Raw genomic sequence first — 18,214 nt, forward strand, 5'->3', positions numbered from 1 at the left:
CATCTATACATCTAAAAATAAAAATAGCAATAAAAACTTACATTTTCTTTATATATGACCATCTATAGGTAGTTTTTCCAAATGAATTTTACACGCTTTTACCTTCATTTAATAGCCTCCCTCCAAGAATAATATTACAATTTTGTGAATTTAATCTATTAATCGTAACGTCAGGATTTCATTATATTTATATTATTTTTAAATATAATTTAACCTTTAAAAACACTATTTCTATCCATTTTATTTTTTTCAATATAACTTTTATCCTCACATACAAAAAGCATTGGCATACGCCAATGCTTTTTTATTATCTTTTTTGATTCGGTTTATGCGGTTCATTTGGAGTATATGGCTTATTTGGTTTATTTGGAGCCTCAGCCTTTTTCCAACTTACCGCTAACTCTGGACTTGTTTTTTCTTCACTACGCTCAAGTAATACTACTGCATTTTGAATAGTCGGTGTACCTTTATGCGCAATCCCTTGTAATTTCGTTAAATTTCCTGATACTTTAAAGCTAAATCCACCAGCTGGTGTTTGTTTCGGAATTAAAATGCGGAACTTTTCTCCTACATTAAATTCTGTTTTTGTTTCGCCTTTTTCATTTGCAAATTTCACGCCCGCTGGTGCACCTGTTGCTTGCACTTTATACGTTCCGCTTTTTGCATTTGTTTCTACTGTATATAAACCTGTTTCAAAGAAATCATTTTTTAATACTGCTTCTTGTTCTTCTGTAGGAGTTACACTCATCGTAATTTCTTGTAACTCTTCACTAGCGCTTGCTTTTGCAACGATGTCTTTCGTTACTTTCTCTACATTTTTATTTCGGAAATCTAAATCATTAATATCGATTTGTTTTAACGCATTCCACACTGCAAGCTGCGTTGCGTAATGTGCTTCTCTCCAATCAGAAACACCTAATTCTTGTGGACTCTTTTGTGGATATCCATTCAATAGTACACGGTATACGTTAATATCCACTTTCCCCATTTCCGGTAAATCTTGACCGCTTGGAGATTTCAAATCTACATTTAAGCAAAAAGCAATTTTGCCATCTGCGGTTTTAATAAGCTCTGTTCGAATTGGTTTCTTCTTTGACTTACTATAACTCCAATTCATTTCATACTTTGTATGGTCCATAACTTCTGCAAATGCTTTTTGAAGCGGGAATAACACAAATAAAACACTTAAAAACATAGCTAAAATCTTGAACGATTGCTTTATATTCATGTTTACAGCCCCTTATCACAAACTTAATACTAAGTAGTATTTATTTAGAAACTATTTTTATGCACAAAAAAAGAGTGCTTTTACGCACTCTTCTTTCTTACTTTAATCTTAGAAATCGAAGTTATCAGGATCTGGACCAACGCGGTGATTTTGATTTAACGCATCGATTTTTTCCATATCTTCTTTCGTTAATTCGAAATTAAATATATCGGCATTTGCAATAATGCGGTGTTCTTTCGTTGATTTTGGAATAGTGATTACTCCATTTTGAAGATCCCAACGTAAAATAACTTGCGCCGTTGTTTTATCGTGTTTCTCAGCAATTTCTTGTAATGTTTCATTATCTAATAATTGACCTTGCATAAGTGGTGACCATGCTTCCATTTGAATACCTTGTTCTTTACAGAAAGCTTGTAATTCTTTTTGTGTTAAACGAGGGTGGTATTCTACTTGGTTAATCATTGGTTTAATTTCTGCATCTTTCATTACATCTTGTAAGTGATGAATTTGGAAATTACTTACCCCAATTGCACGTACGCGTTTTTCTTTATAAAGTGTTTCTAACGCTCTCCACGTATCTTTGTATTTCCCTTCTACAGGCCAATGAACAAGGTATAAATCTAAATAATCCAGCTCTAATTTTTTTAAGCTTTCTTCATATGCAGCAAGTGTCGTTTCATATCCTTGATCCGAATTCCACACTTTTGAAGTAATGAATAAATCTTCACGAGAAATGCCTGCTTCTTTTATACCTGCGCGAATCCCTTCACCTACAGCTTTTTCATTTCCGTAAATTGCAGCTGTATCAATGCTGCGGTATCCTGCTTTAATTGCCGATTTCACTGCTTCTACAAGTTCTGGTCCATCCTCTACTTTAAATACACCTAAACCGAACCAAGGCATTTCTACACCATTATTTAATACTGTTTTACTTTGTAAGTTTTTCATTTTATTTTCTCTCCTTTTATTTTACTTGATCTCTTTTTTCTAATGTCATACTCCACGCAGTTAAAACAACAGCACCTACTACCATAATTCCACCTACCCAAGCCGTATGAATTAATCCTAACGAGTTCGTTACAATACCGCCCAAGTAAGCACCAAGAGCAATTCCTGCGTTAAATGCTGCAATGTTAATCGCCGATGCTACATCAACAGCGCTAGGTACAAACCTCTCAGCTAATATAACAACATACACTTGTAGCCCTGGAACATTCATAAATGCGAATAGTCCCATGAAAATAATTGTGATGAATCCAGCGACTTTAAATGGCGCTGTAAATGTTAAAACAAATAATACAATCGCTTGAATAAAGAACATGTAAAATAACGCTCGAATCGGATTATGATTTGATAATTTTCCCCCGACCATATTCCCAATCGCAATTGCAATTCCGTATACTAACAAAATAATTGTAACGGTACTTGCTTTAAATCCTGTTACTTCTTGTAATAACGGAGATAAATACGTAAATGTTACGAACGTTCCCCCGTATCCTAATGCAGTAATAATAAATACAAGTAACAGTCTTCCATTCGTAATCAGCTTAAATTGATCGCGAAATGATACAGACGTACCTTTTTTTAAATTAGAAGGAATTAGCATACTATTGGCGATTAAAGCAACGATTCCAATGGCCACAATAACAATAAACGAGGCCCTCCAGCCAAATTGTTGACCGATAAATGTTCCAATTGGTACACCTGTAATAGTCGCAACAGTTAAACCAGTAAACATAAATGCTATTGCACTTGCACGTTTATTCTCAGGTACAAGCGCAGCCGCAATTGTAGATCCAATTGACATAAAAACACCATGCGCAAATGCAGATACAACCCTCGCAATAAGTAACACAGTAAAACTTGTTGCTACCGCCGCAATTCCATTACCAATAATGAAAATAATCATAATCCACATTAATAACGTCTTTCGCGACATACTAGCTGTTAATGACGTTAATACTGGAGCACCAAACGCTACTCCTAATGCATATAAAGAAACAGTTAACCCCGCTGTTGTAACAGAAACATGTAAATCCTCTGAGATAGATGGTAATAAGCCGACACTAATAAATTCAGTTGTACCAATTCCAAACGCACTAATTGCTAGTGCTAATAAAGCAAACATACTTCTCCGATTCGTCTGCATAACCGAAGAAGATACTGTATATGAATTCAATTGAACTCCTCCTTAATGCAAGAAATCCAATCATAATAGTATGATAAAAAGGCCTTTTTATCTTCTAAAAAAATAACTTTACTGTTGATATATGCTATTATGAATGGCTTTACTCTTTTTTTGAAGAACGCACTTAAAAGTACGATAGGTACCTAAAAGTAACATAGGTACTTTTTAGTGCCGTACTACTCATTTCTCTCTTACGTATGCTATTATGGAACATATTCAACATGATAAAAAGTACGTACTTTAAAGTGCTATAGGCACTTTTTAGTAACATTTAATTGTTTAGCTTCTTTTGTTGGAGAACTTAAATCTACATTCATCAAAGGAGATTTTTATATGAAGAAATACAATATTCCCGTTGAAGCGACTTTAGAGGTTATCGGTGGAAAATGGAAGGTTGTTATCCTTTGTCATCTAACGAAAGGCACAAAAAGAACGAGTGAACTAAAACGTTTAATGCCTGGGATTACACAAAAAATGTTAACTCAGCAATTACGTGAATTAGAAGACGATGGGGTTATTCAAAGAAAGGTATACAATCAAGTACCACCAAAAGTAGAATATTCACTTACAGAATACGGTTGGTCTTTAGAGTCCATTCTTGATTCTCTTTGTACTTGGGGCGAATGCCATCTTGAAAAAAGCGGTAACACATCGATGCTAATTGTAGAAGGTGAATAATAGGAAAAAGGAAAAAACGAACATGAATTTGTTCATTTTTTCCTTTTTTTCTTTATATGTATATACATTTCTAACTGGAACAAAATATTTTATACGCTTTCATACCTTGTCAGCACTACGTTATACACTCAATATCAAATAATTAGGAATCATTTTTATGTTAACATAGGTGTATATAGTATATAATATAGGATATATATTATATACACTTTCCGGTAACGGAGCTTTTCCATTATGCGGACAAGCCATGTATCGGACAGTTCATAAATAATAGGTAAGACGTTATGGTTTTAGATTTATGTTTGCAGCTTACTTGCTGTCATAAATTTAAAGGCATTTTATTGTGTTTTGTGAAACTTTGTATAAAGTTTCGTAAACGTTTACTATCTTACTTATAAAAAATAAGAGTATTGCTATCGTAAAGGAGAATTGGAGATGCCAGAAACTATGACTCAAACAAAGCCAGAACAAGAAACTGTACAAATTTCTGCTAGCCAAGGACAACTTGATGTACTTGATCAGTTGTTAAAACCTGAGGTACAAGAATCATTAACAACACTAGTAGAACAGCTTCCAAAATTAACTGAGCTTGTTAACATTTTAACTAAGTCTTATGACTTCGCTCAAACTGTTGCTACTGATGAAGTATTAAAAAGCGACACTGTTGGTGCAATTACAGAGCTTGTAGAACCTGTAAAAGATACAGTGAAAAGCATGGCTGCAACTGCAATTGAAGCGAAAGATCGTGCTGAAGAAAGCAACGAAGTTATCGGCCTATTCGGTCTGTTAAAATTACTAAAAGATCCACAAGCACAAAAAATGTTCCGCTTTGTGAACGCATATCTTCAAATTAGTGCAGAACGTAACAATAAATAATTTAACTTATAACAACAATTAGTAAAGACGGGGGATATCATACTATGTCAAAACAAATTGTCATCTTAGGCGCTGGTTATGGCGGTCTTCTTGCCGCTTTAAACGTACGTAAATATTACAGCAAATCAGAAGCACAAGTTACAGTGATTAACCAATACCCAACACACCAAATCATCACTGAACTACACCGCCTTGCAGCTGGTAACGTGTCTGAGCAAGCAGTTGCAATGCCACTTACAAAGCTTTTCAAAGGGAAAGACATCGATCTTAAAATCGCAACAGTTGAGTCATTCTCAGTTGATAGCAAAGAAATTAAACTAGCTGGTGGCACTACTTTATCTTACGATGCACTTGTAGTTGCTTTAGGAAGTAAAACTGCTTACTTCGGTATTCCAGGACTAGAAGAAAACAGCATGGTATTAAAATCTGCTGCTGATGCAAACAAAATCTACAAACACGTTGAAGACCGCATTCGTGAATACGCGAAAACGAAAAACGAAGCTGATGCTACAATCGTAATCGGTGGTGGCGGATTAACTGGCGTTGAGCTAGTTGGTGAGCTTGCTGACATTATGCCTAAACTTGCAAAAAGCCACGGCGTAAATCCAAAAGAAGTGAAACTTCTTCTTGTTGAAGCAGGTCCAAAAATCCTTCCAGTATTACCAGACCACTTAATCGAACGTGCAACTACTAGCCTAGAAGCACGCGGTGTTACATTCTTAACTGGTCTTCCTGTAACAAACGTTGCTGGCAATGAAATCGACTTAAAAGACGGTCAAAAACTTGTTGCTAACACATTCGTTTGGACAGGCGGCGTACAAGGTAACCCATTAATCGGTGAATCAGGTCTTGAAGTTAACCGTGGACGTGCAACAGTTGATGCATACCTACAATCTACTTCTCACAAAGACGTATTCGTTGCTGGAGACAGCGCTGTTGTCTTCGCTCCAGACGGACGTCCATACCCACCAACTGCACAAATCGCTTGGCAAATGGGTGAGTTAATTGGATACAACTTATACGCAGCACTAGAAGGCAAAGCATTAGAAGAGTTCGCACCTGTAAACTCTGGAACACTTGCTAGTCTAGGACGTAAAGATGCGGTTGCTACAATTGGAGCAAGCAATACTCCACTTAAAGGCTTACCAGCATCATTAATGAAAGAAGCAAGTAACGTTCGTTACTTATCACACATTAAAGGTCTATTCAGCTTAGCTTACTAATCTGAATATAAGCCCGAATCATGCCCTGCATGGTTCGGGCTATTTTTTATCCGTAATTTTCTCTAACTTATTTATTCGTCAAAAAAATTATATACCCTTTAAATTTATCTAAATATACTGACTTTTTATAATGAAAGCTGTCCCGTTCGGAACAGCTCTTATTGTCGGTAAATCGATATATTGGGAAAATCGCTGATATATTCGGATTTGCGCTGATATATTTCGAAAATCGCCGATATAATTTGAGTTACGGTCGATATATTCGAAAAATCGCCGATATATTTTCCAGCCTTACTTATTATCCTAATTTCACAAGACTGTAGTTCTTCTTCCCTTTACGAATAATAATAAATCTTCCATCAAATGAATTTTCTACAGTAACATCTGTACCCACATCTGTTACTTTCTCACCATTCATAGAAATCGCACCATTATTAATGTCCTCGCGTGCTTGTCGTCTAGATGGTTCAATCCCTAAATCGACTAGCCACTCTACGATGTTTTTCGTCTCTTTTGAAGACTGGAATGTTGGCATTTCTTTAAAGCCTTGTTCAATTTCATCAGCTGTTAACGATTTAATATTTCCGCTAAATAACGCTGCTGTAATTTTCTCAGCTTGCAGGAACGCCTCTTCTCCATGAACAAATTTCGTCATTTCTTCCGCTAACACTTTTTGCGCTTCACGTTTATGAGGCTCTGTTTCTACCTTCGTTGCTAATTCATCAATACGCTCTTTCGTTAAGAACGTAAAGTATTTCAAGTATTTAATTACGTCACGGTCATCTGTATTTACCCAGAACTGGTAAAATTCAAACGGTGTCGTTTTTTCAGGATCAAGCCAAACCGCACCACCCGCTGATTTACCAAACTTCGTACCGTCCGATTTTAATAATAACGGAATCGTTAATCCGAATACTTTCGCCTCATGACCTTCTAACTTACGAATTAAATCTAAACCACTCGTAATATTTCCCCATTGGTCACTACCACCAATTTGAAGTTGAACATCCTCTTTCGTGTATAAATGATGGAAGTCCATCGCTTGCAAAATTTGGTACGTGAATTCTGTGAAAGAAATACCTGTATCTAAACGGCTTGCTACAATATCCTTCGCTAACATGCTATTGATGCTAAAGTTTTTCCCGTAATCACGTAAAAACTCAATAATATTTATTTCATGTGTCCAATCATAGTTATTTACCATCTTCACTTCGCTATTTCCACCAAAATCAAATAGCTTTTTCATTTGTGCTGTTAACGCATCTACATTATGCTGAACCACTTCTAACGTTTGAAGCTGACGCTCTGATTGTCGTCCACTCGGATCACCAATTGTTCCTGTTGCCCCGCCAATTAAAATAACAGGATGATGGCCAGCTAATTGGAATCTCTTCATCATCATAAACGGAATCAAATGTCCGATATGCATACTATCACCAGTTGGATCAACTCCGCAGTATAGTGAAATCTTTTTCTCTTCTACTAGCTTACGTAAGCCTTCTTCGTCAGTCTGCTGATTAACGGCGCCGCGCCATTCTAATTCATCAATAATATTCATCTTTTGTCATCCCCTTTATTTTTTAAAAACAAAAAAGCCCCTATGTCTACGATAGACATAGGGACGATTATTCACCGTGTTACCACCCAGTTTGCATAAATAGCATAGCTACTCATACCACTCTTAGCAATAATATCGATTGCTAGTCCGCTTAGCATTACCTAAGATACTCCAGAGTGTAATTCGCAAGTTTGTTTGTGCTAGGTTCCAGCAACCCCTAGCTCTCTCGTTAACAGTGACAAACTGCTACTGGGCTCTTTCAACGTATGTTATTTGTTAAATTATTAGCCATTATATTGAATTGAAAACAAATTGTCAACAATACCCAAATGTTATTTTAAAATAATTCATATCTTCATACGTATTTCGTTATTCTTTATCTTCTCCAATAATCCTTACTTCTCGCTCCAACTTCACGCCAAATTTCTCTTCAACTGTCTTTTGTACAAAGTGAATTAAATCGATGTAATCTTGTGCTGTTCCGTTATCAACATTCACCATAAATCCAGCGTGTTTTAAAGAAACTTCTACTCCACCAATTCGCTTACCTTGTAGTCCTGAGTCTTGAATTAACTTACCAGCAAAGTTATTTGGTGGACGCTTAAATACGCTACCACATGAAGGATATTCTAGAGGCTGTTTTGACTCACGTTTAAACGTTAAATCATCCATTTTGGCTTTAATTTCTTCATGTACACCTTCTTCAAGTTCAAATCTCGCTTCAAGAATAATGTAATGGTTGTTCGCAAATACACTCTTACGATATCCAAATTCAAATGCTTCTTTCGTCAAAGTACGTAGCTCTCCATCACCTGTCATTACGACAGCTTCTGTTAATACAAACGAAATTTCACCGCCGTATGCACCAGCATTCATATATAATGCTCCGCCAACTGAACCTGGAATACCACAAGCAAACTCAAGACCCGTTAAGTTATGGTCTAAGGCAATACGTGATACGTCAATAATTGCTGCACCACACTGTGCTACAATCGTCGTTCCTGTTACAGTAACACCTGTAATATGAATTAAACTTACTGTAATCCCGCGAATTCCACCATCTTTAATAATGACATTCGATCCATTTCCTAAAAACGTAACTGGAATATTATATTCGTTCGCATATTTAATAACTTCTTGAATTTCATCATAATTTGTAGGCGCAACAAAAACATCTGCTTTTCCGCCAACTTTAATATGCGTATGATTCTTTAACATTTCATCTTGTTTAACATGTCCTTCAGGCAATACCGTACTTAAATATTTATAAACCTCTTGCATATTCATTTTACGATTCCTCTATTTCTATATTCATTTTATCCCGTTATACGGGCCCATAATATCCCCACGTACATGAAAGAACCTAAAGTGGTGGATACAGTGTACCCAAAATCAATTCGAGACACCTATAAACCTCTTAATTTATAAGAGGTGCCAATCATATTAAAATATATATTGCATAATAAAGCAACCCAAATGGACTACTAAACTTGACATGTCATCAGAAAGACAACAATTTGTAAAATATGTGACTTTTTCAAAACACTATCCCTCAGTATCTTACTATACCATATAAAAAGAAAGTGGTATTTTTTTGTACTTTTTACTTTATTTACATCAATAAAAAAGAGCACATCCCACAGAATGTGCTCTTTCTATACTCTTTATATTACTTTTCGTTCTCTTCTTTTTCTTTATCAAACCATAACAGCTCATCGTTATCAACTTCACCATTATAATTGATTAAAATTTCTTCTCCTGCTTTTATATCTTTATAAGCATAGAAGTTAAATGTATGATTCTCAAAAACGATGTCATACGTTGCATTCGGTGTATATGAATGATTAAATAACATACCATATCCTAAAAGGATTGCCGTATGATTGATTCCATACTCAAATGCGTAATCAGCAAGTAACGTTTTCTCAATATGTTCATGCTGTTCATTCGGATAAGAGATAACTGGTGCTGCGTGTATCAACTCACCCTTTTTAATATCACGAGTTGCAAATACACCTCTATTAAATTCTCCATCACTAAGTTCAGAAGTCTTAACTTCGATCATATGCGTCACCTATATAATTCTTTCTTTGAAGTATTTTATTCCGCTATTTGCGGATAGCTTGATTGGTGAGGGCTAATAATCAGTATGTACTAGTCTCACTTTATCTCCTTAAGCTTGGCAGAAAACGCGCAGAAAAGCAATTAAATTCCTATCAAGTATTCGTTTCAATGAAAAAAGAGCACATCACTCGTGCTCTTTCTAAGCAATATTACTTTTCTAAAATATCTTCTAACAACTTCACTTGCTCGCTAACAGTTTGTAACGTCTTCACTGACGTATCATTTCGATGTTTTTCTTCTTCCACACTCGCTAGCACTTCTTCTGTAGCTGTAGAAGTTTGCTGAATTACGTTAGAAGCATGCGTAACATCCTTTACGATATTCGTCGTTTTAACTTGGAAACTTTCTTGTTGAACAACAACCTCTCGCATTACTTCATTAATCGCATCAATAAACTTCCCTAAATCAGTTACATTTGTTAAAACGCTTGCTAACATCTCGTTACATTCTTCTTGTACTCTTTCTGACTTCTCTACTTGCACTTCTACCTTACTTGCTTGATTACTAAACTCCTTCAAAATCCCTTGAATTCTTCCCGCAGAACGATTTGATTCTTCAGCAAGCTTTAACACTTCACTCGCTACAATAGCAAAACCTTTTCCATGCTCGCCTGCCCTCGCAGCTTCAATATTTGCATTTAAAGCTAGCAAACTCGTCTGACTTGAAATATTCGTTATTACATCTACAATTTCATTAATTTGTTTCGATTGCATCATTAAATCTCTAAATATAATTCCAGACTGTGAAACAACATCATTTAAACTTCTCATGTTAGTTTCAAAATTTCTTAGAGTATGTACACTACCTTTTGAAATTTCTAAGCTTTCATCCACATGAGCCGATGCAGTTCTTACTTGAGAGATGATTTTTTCAATATTTCCCTCCATATCATTCAATACTTCTACCGAACGATACATCATCTCTGATTGTGATTGTGTACCAACTGCCACCTCTTCAAAGGCAAAATTAATTTCACTCATCGATTCCATCGACGTGTTCATATTTTGTCTTAAATGATTGAAATTACTATCTAGTTTCACAACTGTTTCTTCAATAAGTCTTTGCGTCTCTTCTAACTCCTGAGCTTTTCTCATTACTTCTTGCTTCTCATCACTTAAACGAAGGAGCAGATTAGAACCGATTTTCGTGACGCCCCACATAGCGATTGTTACAATCGCTAACAAACTTGCGAAATTAGCAGCTTCAGACGAGGCTGTATAAGCAAAAAATTGCTCCGGCCAATAGCTACAAAGGATAAATGTGATCACAACAGCTATCCCGCCAAGAATTAAAATGAGGCGCTCACTTAAGTAAATAAGTGAAACAGCTAATGTAAAATAGACCATTTGAAATACAGCCGGGCTTTCATTAAAAGCTTGTACCATAATGTAAGACATTGTAAGCAACATAAATGTCATGATATATTTATACACTGATTCCATACTTTTTATAAAAGTAAAAAGCGTTCCAAATGCAACGACAGAAATACCACAAATCCAAAATGCTATTGCTCTCTCTGTAAAAATATATCCATAATACCCAATCGCGATTATCCCAAGGAAGAAACTACAAATCGTTATAAACAGTAATAAATGATTTTTCTGTGATTCTTTCTCAAGGTTAGAAAAACAAGTCCTCTTTAACCACTCCATATGAAGCCCCACCTTCTACTTATACATATCAATTACTTCAGTTTAAATACCGCACTTACTGGGTTATGATCGCTATTTTCAAACTTTAAATCTTTCCCTTGTACATTTACAATCTCTACATTCGGTGAAACGATAAAGCCATCAATAATAGTGACGAAATTTTCACCTTCTACATATTTCTTTACATCATCTCTTACAGTCATAACAGACGGATCTACAGCCCACTTAAAGCCACCGTCTGTAAAGTCCTTCGGTAACTCTACTAACCACTCAGGACGCTCTTTCACGAACTTCGGATCACTTAATTGAGCGTTCGAAACCAATTGATTCCAATCTCCACCCATTATTACGTAATCACCATTTTCATAATGCTTGTTCATATATTCTTTTAAATACTCTACTTGCTGTTTTCTAATTTTCCCGCCTTCATCATAAGCAGACAAATGTAAATTTACGAGTCTAACATGTTTTCCATTATTAACAGGAATTTTATATTCCACAATTGCTCGATCTAAATCAAACAAACGCTTTGGCCAAGGCTCCATTCCAGGCAGCTGGAACCTCTTCGCTTCTTGAACAGTGTATTTAGAAAACGTACTTAATCCAGCCTCCGCATATCCCATTGGATTTGTTATTGGCACTGGAACCCATTTCGTATCGTAGTTCTTGCCAAATGACGAAACATAATCAGGTAATCCTTTTTTCAAAAATTCATGTCCATTTACATCAAATGAACGAAGTGACTTTATATCAACTTCTTGTAATAGCGCAAAATCACTATTCTCATTTTGTAAAAACGAAAGCATATTCTTTAAATTAGTTTCCGTTTGCTCTTTACTACTTGAACCAGATCCCTTTCCACCATCCATAAAGAAATCTTGATCCTTATCTAACCCAGCATATCCAATATTAAATGTTGTAACTTTAAATTCATTCCCAGTCGCTAATACGCGCTCCTTATTATTCTCCACCTTCAAGCTTATAACATCAGCAGGCTGTTCTTTAGTAAGTGTCATATAAGCTAGAAATCCTCCTACAATGCCCGCTACTACTAAAACACATGTAAATACGATTTTTAAAAATTTCTTCAAATAAATGACTCCTTTTCACGCAAATTTATTTTTCTTTATTTTCAGTCAAATAAAACAAAACGACACACATAAGAAACATTTTATCATAATTAAAACCGTATATCACTATATTTAGTTGATAAGTAATCGATCCCATTTTAATTACTTAAAAAGCCTTCAGACATCAAAAAAAGAAAAGTTACACCCTCCTCCTCACTGGAAATTAAACGGTATATTTAGTACACTATATGTAATAATCATAGGCGATGGAGTTCGCCATAAACGCTGCTTAGCTAATGACTCCTACCAGTATGGATACTGGTAGGAGTCTATTTTTTTGAGCAAGCTATTTAAAGAGGTGAGAAAATTGATTTATATTATCGTCGGCATTGCTGGTATATTAGGAGCTCTTTCTCGTTATTATTTAGGTCTTAATATCAACACATTTTGGCATCATTCATTTCCATTGGCAACATTACTCATTAACTTAATCGGTTGCTTTTTCTTAGCGTGGCTAACTACTTATATCGCTCGGCTAAACATCTTACCTTCAGAGGTTATCACAGGCATCGGAACTGGATTCATCGGTTCCTTTACGACTTTTTCAACATTTAGTGTAGAAACTGTGCAATTAATCAATCATTCTGAGTGGAGCATAGCCTTCTTATATGTATCATGTAGCATACTTGGTGGCCTCATTATGTCTGGCCTTGGCTATACACTTGGAGATTTCTTAATTAAGAAATCTCTTACGGAAGGTGATTACTCATGATAGAAGCTTTATTAGTCGCAACAGGAGGATTTTTCGGTGCGATTACACGATTTGCAATTAGCAATTGGTTTAAGAAAAGAAATAAAACACAATTTCCAATTGCTACATTCCTTATTAATATAACAGGGGCATTTTTACTTGGATATATAATCGGCAACGGAGTTACTACAGGCTGGCAACTATTATTAGGTACTGGATTTATGGGCGCATTCACTACATTTTCTACGCTTAAATTAGAATCTGTTCAGCTTCTCAATCGTAAAAAGCTATACATCTTCCTTTTATATTTAAGTGCTACTTACATAATTGGTATCCTCTTCGCCTTCCTTGGAATGAAGCTAGGCGGAATATAAAAAAAGCGACTCTATTGAGTCGCTTTCTTTCATAAGAAATATGTCCCGCCATATGGAATGGAAAATAAACCAGCTGGATGTACATCGTAATGTACAATTTGCATCGGAAGTTGTGAATAGGGCATATACTGACTTTGCATCATTTGTGCAAAATATGCTTGTTGCTGCATTTGAATAGTTTGATTCACAGCATGAATTGTCCCTTGTGCCCCAGCCAGCGTAATAGCTGCCCCTACTTGTCTACCATTATAAAAATGATGGTTCATCATGATTCATCTCACTTATTCTTTTTCTTCCATATGGTATGTTTCTATTTCATAGTGAGTGTTTTGTCCCTATCTATTGCCCTTTTTCAGCTTTGAAGTAATAAATCCAAATAGCAATATACCAATACCACTAAGGAACAATATATAACTTATCGGTACTAGGAAAAAGAAAGGTTCTTCAAGAAATCCATCCGCTCCTACTTTACTGTTTGAAGCATGTATCGTTAAAGAAATAATCGCTAAAATCATGAAAGAAATAGCTACTACGTATTTATTTTTCATTTCACATTCTCCTCTACTTATGTAATTCCCCTTAGATTCTTACCATCATATTATCCAAAAAAGAATTAACAGTCAATAATTATTTATTGCTAAACAATAAATAATTATTGACTAAACAAACAACAAAAAGGTTTGCAAAGCATCTTAAATCACTTCGCAAACCTTCTAAATTATAAATATTTACACTTCAAACCTCTTACTTAATACAATATACATTGCGCAAAATAGCACGAATATCCCAGCATAAATTAACAAAATCTCTACACTAAACATATCCGACAACGGACCAAATATTATCATTCCTAAAGGAAGCGCGCATGAATTCGCAATTTGTACAAGGCTAAACATCCGTCCGTGCATTGATGGTTCTACTTTCTCCTGCAATAACACAGTAACTGGTGTATTGAAGCACGGCATTGTTATACCAATTAAAAAATTAAAGACTAAATACATAATAAATATCGGTGCTATTCCGAGTCCAATCATAAGCAGTCCATACAACGCACAAGCTAGCGCTGTTGTATGCATACGATTACGGAAACCACCCCACGCTGCAATCAATATGCCACCAGCTGCCGCTCCCGCACTAAAGGTCATCTCACTAGCAGTAAGTCTCCACATTTCGGCCCCGAAAGAACGAGTTACCATTAAAGGTGTTAAAAAAGCAGCTGGACTTATTAAAATCATGACGATAATCAATAAAACGATTAGCCTTTTAATAAATACATTTTCTTTTAAATAAGTGAACCCTTCTTTAATTCCTTGTAGATTAGATTTTTGCTTACTTTCTACATTCACATGTCCTTCCACATGAATGACAAACATAATACTAATTCCAATCATAGCTGTAATAACATCAATAAAAAATGTTGTTTCAATGCTGGCAATAGAAAGAATCGCAGCACTTGCTGCTGGAGAAAGAAACATAATTAAAGATGTAATACTGCTATTTATTCCATTTACTTTCATAAGATACTCTTTCGGAACGATTTGCGGAATTAATGCATTCACAGCTGGCGTTTGTACTCCTGTTCCAGCTGAACGAATGAGTAACACAATAAAAAGTAACCAAATACTTTTATATCCTGTTAAAAATAAAATTGCTAAGACTAACGTCGCAATCGCTATAATTCCATCCGATAATATAATCATCTTTTTACGGTCATAACGATCAATCCAAACACCTGCAAACAAAGATATCGCAATTTGTGGTAGAAAACCGCAAACAGTTGAAATAGTCAACATCACTCCTGATGATGTTGTAAGGGTGATATACCATATAATCGCGTATTGCACGAGAGAGGAACCGAACAACGAAATAGTTTGAGCGGTCAAAAATAATATAATTTTCGTTTTCCAATTGTTTTCACTCATATGTTTCACACCCCCTTAACTAATCCCGTCTCTATATGAAAGATGCTATCTGCCCAATCAAGATAAAAACTTGCTTCGTGAGATACGAGTATAATGCTGCCCTTAAACTTAATGAACGCCTTTTGCAAAGCTTCCTTCGCTTCTGCATCCAAATGATTTGTCGGCTCATCTAAAATTAAGAAGTTACAAGGTGATAGTAATAATCCACACAGTTTCACCTTCGATTGTTCACCACCACTTAACGTACGAATTTCTTGCGAAACGTGCGTATCCTTCACTCCACACGCAGCTAAATGATGGCGTATTTCCTTCATATTCAGTTTAGAAAACTGTTCTGAAATAATTTGAAGCGGCGTTAAAGAATCATTGCTCCAATTTAAATCTTGCTCATAATATCCAATCTTTATTTGCTCTGAAAAGTGAAACTCTCCAGAAATACTAGCAATATTTCCAACGATTGTTTTTAATAAAGTAGATTTCCCTACTCCATTGAAACCTGTAATGACAAGTTTTTGCCCACCCATTACTGAAAAATTCAACTTTGGTAAGAGAGCGAAGTCGTAACCAACTTCAAGATTATTTACTTCAAGAACTGTCTGAACTGAAATGGGAAGTTCCTGAAAATGAATAGACGGTTTATGAGTAAAACTTGGTGGCGCAATTCTTTCCATACTCTGTAATTGTTTTCTACGACCTTGCGCTATTTTTGAATTCACCCCAGCAATATTTCTACGAATATACTCTTCCGTTTTTTCAATTTTCTTTTGCTGTGCATAATATTGGCGAATATAATCTTTTCGCAAATGCTCCTTTTGTCTTACAAAATCTGAGTATTTGCCGTAATACTTCTTAACTGTTCCGAACTCTACATCACATATGCAAGAAGTTACCTTTTCCAGAAAATCAAAATCATGTGATACGACAATAAACGCTCCTTCAAAATTCATTAAATAATTAGCAAGCCACTCCACATGCTCCTTATCGAGAAAATTCGTCGGTTCATCTAGCAATAAAATATTAGGCTCTTCTAATAAGAGCTTCGCTAAAATTACCTTTGCACGCTGCCCTCCGCTTAATTCACCAATCACACGATTTATCCCAATCACATCAATACCTAAACCGGCTGCCACCTTATTCGTAATACTATCTACTGAATAAAAATCACGAGCCTCGAGCAGTCCTTGAATTTCTGCCGCTTTCAATAGTTGATTTTCATCTCCAGTCATCGCACTTTCTTCATATAACTTGTTCATTCTCTTTTCCATTTCATACAAATCATAAAAGGCTCTCTTTAAATATTGTGAAATGGTGTAACCCTCATCAATTTCTGCGTATTGATCAAGATGTCCAATTTGAATATTAGGTTGCCACTTTATGTCTCCCTTATCAGGAATAATTTCCCCCACCAATATTTTCATTAATGTGCTTTTTCCTGCACCATTCTGTCCAACAATTCCCATATGCTCCCCTTTATGCAAATCAAAAGAAGCATTTTCATATAATACTTTATCTATAAAACTATGTGATAAACTTTCAACTTTAAGTAAACTCATTTTTATTCCTCTTTTCCTGAAATTAAAAAAAGCAGAGAGATAGCGTCATTCGACACTAGCCCTCTGCTTCGTGGTTTTTCCTATACTACTCCAATTTATAGTAAAGACTCATCGGAATAATATACACAAAGGGCCATAGACAAAGCATTGTCTATGGCCCCTTAATCTATTTTATACACCAGCTGAAAAACCATAACGAAATAAGCATAGATAAACTATACTTTTTTAGAAAAGTTATTCAGCCGATGAATATAGGGGATTTATGCCCCTTGATTAAGCTCCGTACAACGCTTCACCGTATACATTTGTGCGGAGCAAAGTTTTCTAATGAGTTTTACAAATTTTATATAAAGCATATTATGCACCTTCCTTAATACTTAAAAAGGATTTTAGCATACGGTTTTACGAAGCGTCAACATTACTTCCGAATCTTTCAACTACTTGTTTTCAAAATATTGCTTCTGAAACATACACATTCTTATCGCATTATGATAGTTACCATCAACGAAAAACTCATCGATAAGCTCACCTTCTACCATAAACCCAACTTTTTTATAAACATGTACCGCCTTTTCATTTTCCTTATCCACAACTAAATAAATCTTATGCATATTTAGTACGGAAAAAGCGTAATCCATCGCTAAACGCGTCGCATCCACTGCATAACCATATCCTTGATAATTCGGATCAATAATGATTTGGAATTCTGTTCTACGGTGAATATAATCGATTTCTACTAACTCAACTAATCCAACCATTTCATTGTCTTTCTCAACGATAAATCGGCGTTCGCTTTGATCATGTATATGTTTATCATATAAGTCTTGCAGCTCCACAAATGCCTCATACGGCTCTTCAAACCAATACGACATAATATGCGCATTATTATTCAGTTCGTGTACAAACTTTAAATCTTCTCGTTCTAATGGACGTAACTTCAATTCCTGATTCATTCCTATAACCTCCAAGTAAAAGAAACCTCTTCACTTAATTTCTCAATTTTTTTCGATTTCAAAC

General features: G+C 35.4%; 18 protein-coding genes, 1 riboswitch and 1 other annotated feature. Of the genes, 5 read left to right on the forward strand and 13 right to left on the reverse strand.

Going from position 1 to position 18,214, the window contains the following annotated elements; all coding sequences use genetic code 11:
* Positions 1-307: 307 nt before the first annotated feature.
* The 3 genes from ACTFR8_RS20795 to ACTFR8_RS20805 form a co-directional block, all read right to left on the reverse strand.
* A complete protein-coding gene (locus ACTFR8_RS20795) occupies positions 308-1,228 on the reverse strand; it encodes a thioester domain-containing protein (RefSeq protein WP_001022514.1) in 921 nt (306 codons plus the stop codon).
* 108 nt (positions 1,229-1,336) lie between these two features.
* Entirely contained in the window at positions 1,337-2,176 is an 840-nt protein-coding gene (locus ACTFR8_RS20800; RefSeq protein ID WP_000793549.1) for an aldo/keto reductase, read from the reverse strand.
* Between the two features lie 16 nt (positions 2,177-2,192).
* Positions 2,193-3,377, reverse strand: a complete 1,185-nt coding sequence (locus ACTFR8_RS20805; RefSeq protein WP_162840098.1) for an MFS transporter — start codon at positions 3,375-3,377, stop codon at positions 2,193-2,195.
* Positions 3,378-3,749: 372 nt separating this feature from the next.
* On the opposite strand from ACTFR8_RS20805, the gene ACTFR8_RS20810 reads away from it, so the two are divergent.
* From ACTFR8_RS20810 to ACTFR8_RS20820, 3 genes are all read left to right on the forward strand, one after another.
* Positions 3,750-4,094 (forward strand): winged helix-turn-helix transcriptional regulator, encoded by a 345-nt coding sequence (locus ACTFR8_RS20810; protein ID WP_000760475.1) that lies wholly within the window; start codon positions 3,750-3,752, stop codon positions 4,092-4,094.
* 435 nt (positions 4,095-4,529) lie between these two features.
* Entirely contained in the window at positions 4,530-4,970 is a 441-nt protein-coding gene (locus ACTFR8_RS20815) for a DUF1641 domain-containing protein (RefSeq protein WP_001115311.1), read from the forward strand.
* A 44-nt stretch (positions 4,971-5,014) separates the two neighbouring features.
* The gene (locus ACTFR8_RS20820) at positions 5,015-6,193 is read left to right on the forward strand and encodes an NAD(P)/FAD-dependent oxidoreductase (protein WP_000043203.1); all 1,179 of its coding nucleotides are present in this window, start codon (positions 5,015-5,017) and stop codon (positions 6,191-6,193) included.
* Positions 6,194-6,491: 298 nt separating this feature from the next.
* On the opposite strand, the gene tyrS is transcribed toward ACTFR8_RS20820, so the two are convergent.
* The 5 genes from tyrS to ACTFR8_RS20845 form a co-directional block, all read right to left on the reverse strand.
* Positions 6,492-7,751, reverse strand: coding sequence for a tyrosine--tRNA ligase (tyrS, locus tag ACTFR8_RS20825; RefSeq protein WP_001021099.1), 1,260 nt, complete (start codon positions 7,749-7,751; stop codon positions 6,492-6,494).
* Between the two features lie 56 nt (positions 7,752-7,807).
* Positions 7,808-8,023, reverse strand: a binding site (T-box leader).
* 97 nt (positions 8,024-8,120) lie between these two features.
* On the reverse strand, positions 8,121-9,038 hold the full coding sequence (gene murB, locus ACTFR8_RS20830) for a UDP-N-acetylmuramate dehydrogenase (RefSeq protein ID WP_001057102.1): 918 nt from the start codon (positions 9,036-9,038) through the stop codon (positions 8,121-8,123).
* Positions 9,039-9,420: 382 nt separating this feature from the next.
* Positions 9,421-9,816: an SET domain-containing protein gene (locus ACTFR8_RS20835; RefSeq protein WP_000573649.1), complete on the reverse strand. Its 396-nt coding sequence runs from the start codon at positions 9,814-9,816 to the stop codon at positions 9,421-9,423.
* A gap of 208 nt (positions 9,817-10,024) precedes the next feature.
* A complete protein-coding gene (locus ACTFR8_RS20840) occupies positions 10,025-11,527 on the reverse strand; it encodes a DUF4077 domain-containing protein (RefSeq protein ID WP_000455086.1) in 1,503 nt (500 codons plus the stop codon).
* A 32-nt stretch (positions 11,528-11,559) separates the two neighbouring features.
* Positions 11,560-12,618: an endonuclease/exonuclease/phosphatase family protein gene (locus ACTFR8_RS20845; RefSeq protein WP_000714052.1), complete on the reverse strand. Its 1,059-nt coding sequence runs from the start codon at positions 12,616-12,618 to the stop codon at positions 11,560-11,562.
* 232 nt (positions 12,619-12,850) lie between these two features.
* Positions 12,851-12,910, forward strand: a riboswitch (Fluoride riboswitch).
* A 54-nt stretch (positions 12,911-12,964) separates the two neighbouring features.
* Between ACTFR8_RS20845 and crcB (ACTFR8_RS20850) the strand changes: the two genes are divergently transcribed.
* Together crcB (ACTFR8_RS20850) and crcB (ACTFR8_RS20855) are read left to right on the forward strand one after the other, a co-directional pair.
* A complete protein-coding gene (crcB, locus tag ACTFR8_RS20850; protein ID WP_000639312.1) occupies positions 12,965-13,369 on the forward strand; it encodes a fluoride efflux transporter CrcB in 405 nt (134 codons plus the stop codon).
* On the forward strand, positions 13,366-13,722 hold the full coding sequence (gene crcB, locus ACTFR8_RS20855; protein ID WP_000568585.1) for a fluoride efflux transporter CrcB: 357 nt from the start codon (positions 13,366-13,368) through the stop codon (positions 13,720-13,722). Before crcB (ACTFR8_RS20850) ends, crcB (ACTFR8_RS20855) begins: the two co-directional genes overlap by 4 nt.
* 29 nt (positions 13,723-13,751) lie before the next feature.
* Here crcB (ACTFR8_RS20855) and ACTFR8_RS20860 read toward each other — a convergent pair whose 3' ends face one another.
* The 5 genes from ACTFR8_RS20860 to speG form a co-directional block, all read right to left on the reverse strand.
* Positions 13,752-13,991, reverse strand: a complete 240-nt coding sequence (locus ACTFR8_RS20860; protein WP_098378935.1) for a DUF3947 family protein — start codon at positions 13,989-13,991, stop codon at positions 13,752-13,754.
* 66 nt (positions 13,992-14,057) lie between these two features.
* Positions 14,058-14,270 carry a DUF3955 domain-containing protein gene (locus ACTFR8_RS20865; RefSeq protein ID WP_000792610.1) on the reverse strand — a complete coding sequence of 71 codons (213 nt, stop codon included), beginning with the start codon at positions 14,268-14,270 and terminating at the stop codon, positions 14,058-14,060.
* A gap of 180 nt (positions 14,271-14,450) precedes the next feature.
* Entirely contained in the window at positions 14,451-15,644 is a 1,194-nt protein-coding gene (locus ACTFR8_RS20870) for an MFS transporter (RefSeq protein ID WP_114556360.1), read from the reverse strand.
* A gap of 5 nt (positions 15,645-15,649) precedes the next feature.
* The gene (locus ACTFR8_RS20875) at positions 15,650-17,197 is read right to left on the reverse strand and encodes an ABC-F family ATP-binding cassette domain-containing protein (RefSeq protein WP_252209729.1); all 1,548 of its coding nucleotides are present in this window, start codon (positions 17,195-17,197) and stop codon (positions 15,650-15,652) included.
* 437 nt (positions 17,198-17,634) lie between these two features.
* Entirely contained in the window at positions 17,635-18,150 is a 516-nt protein-coding gene (gene speG, locus ACTFR8_RS20880) for a spermidine N1-acetyltransferase (RefSeq protein WP_001071092.1), read from the reverse strand.
* Positions 18,151-18,214 lie beyond the last annotated feature (64 nt).

This window comes from Bacillus cereus group sp. MYBK15-3 (genome assembly GCF_051916765.1).
GTDB lineage: Bacteria > Bacillota > Bacilli > Bacillales > Bacillaceae_G > Bacillus_A > Bacillus_A cereus.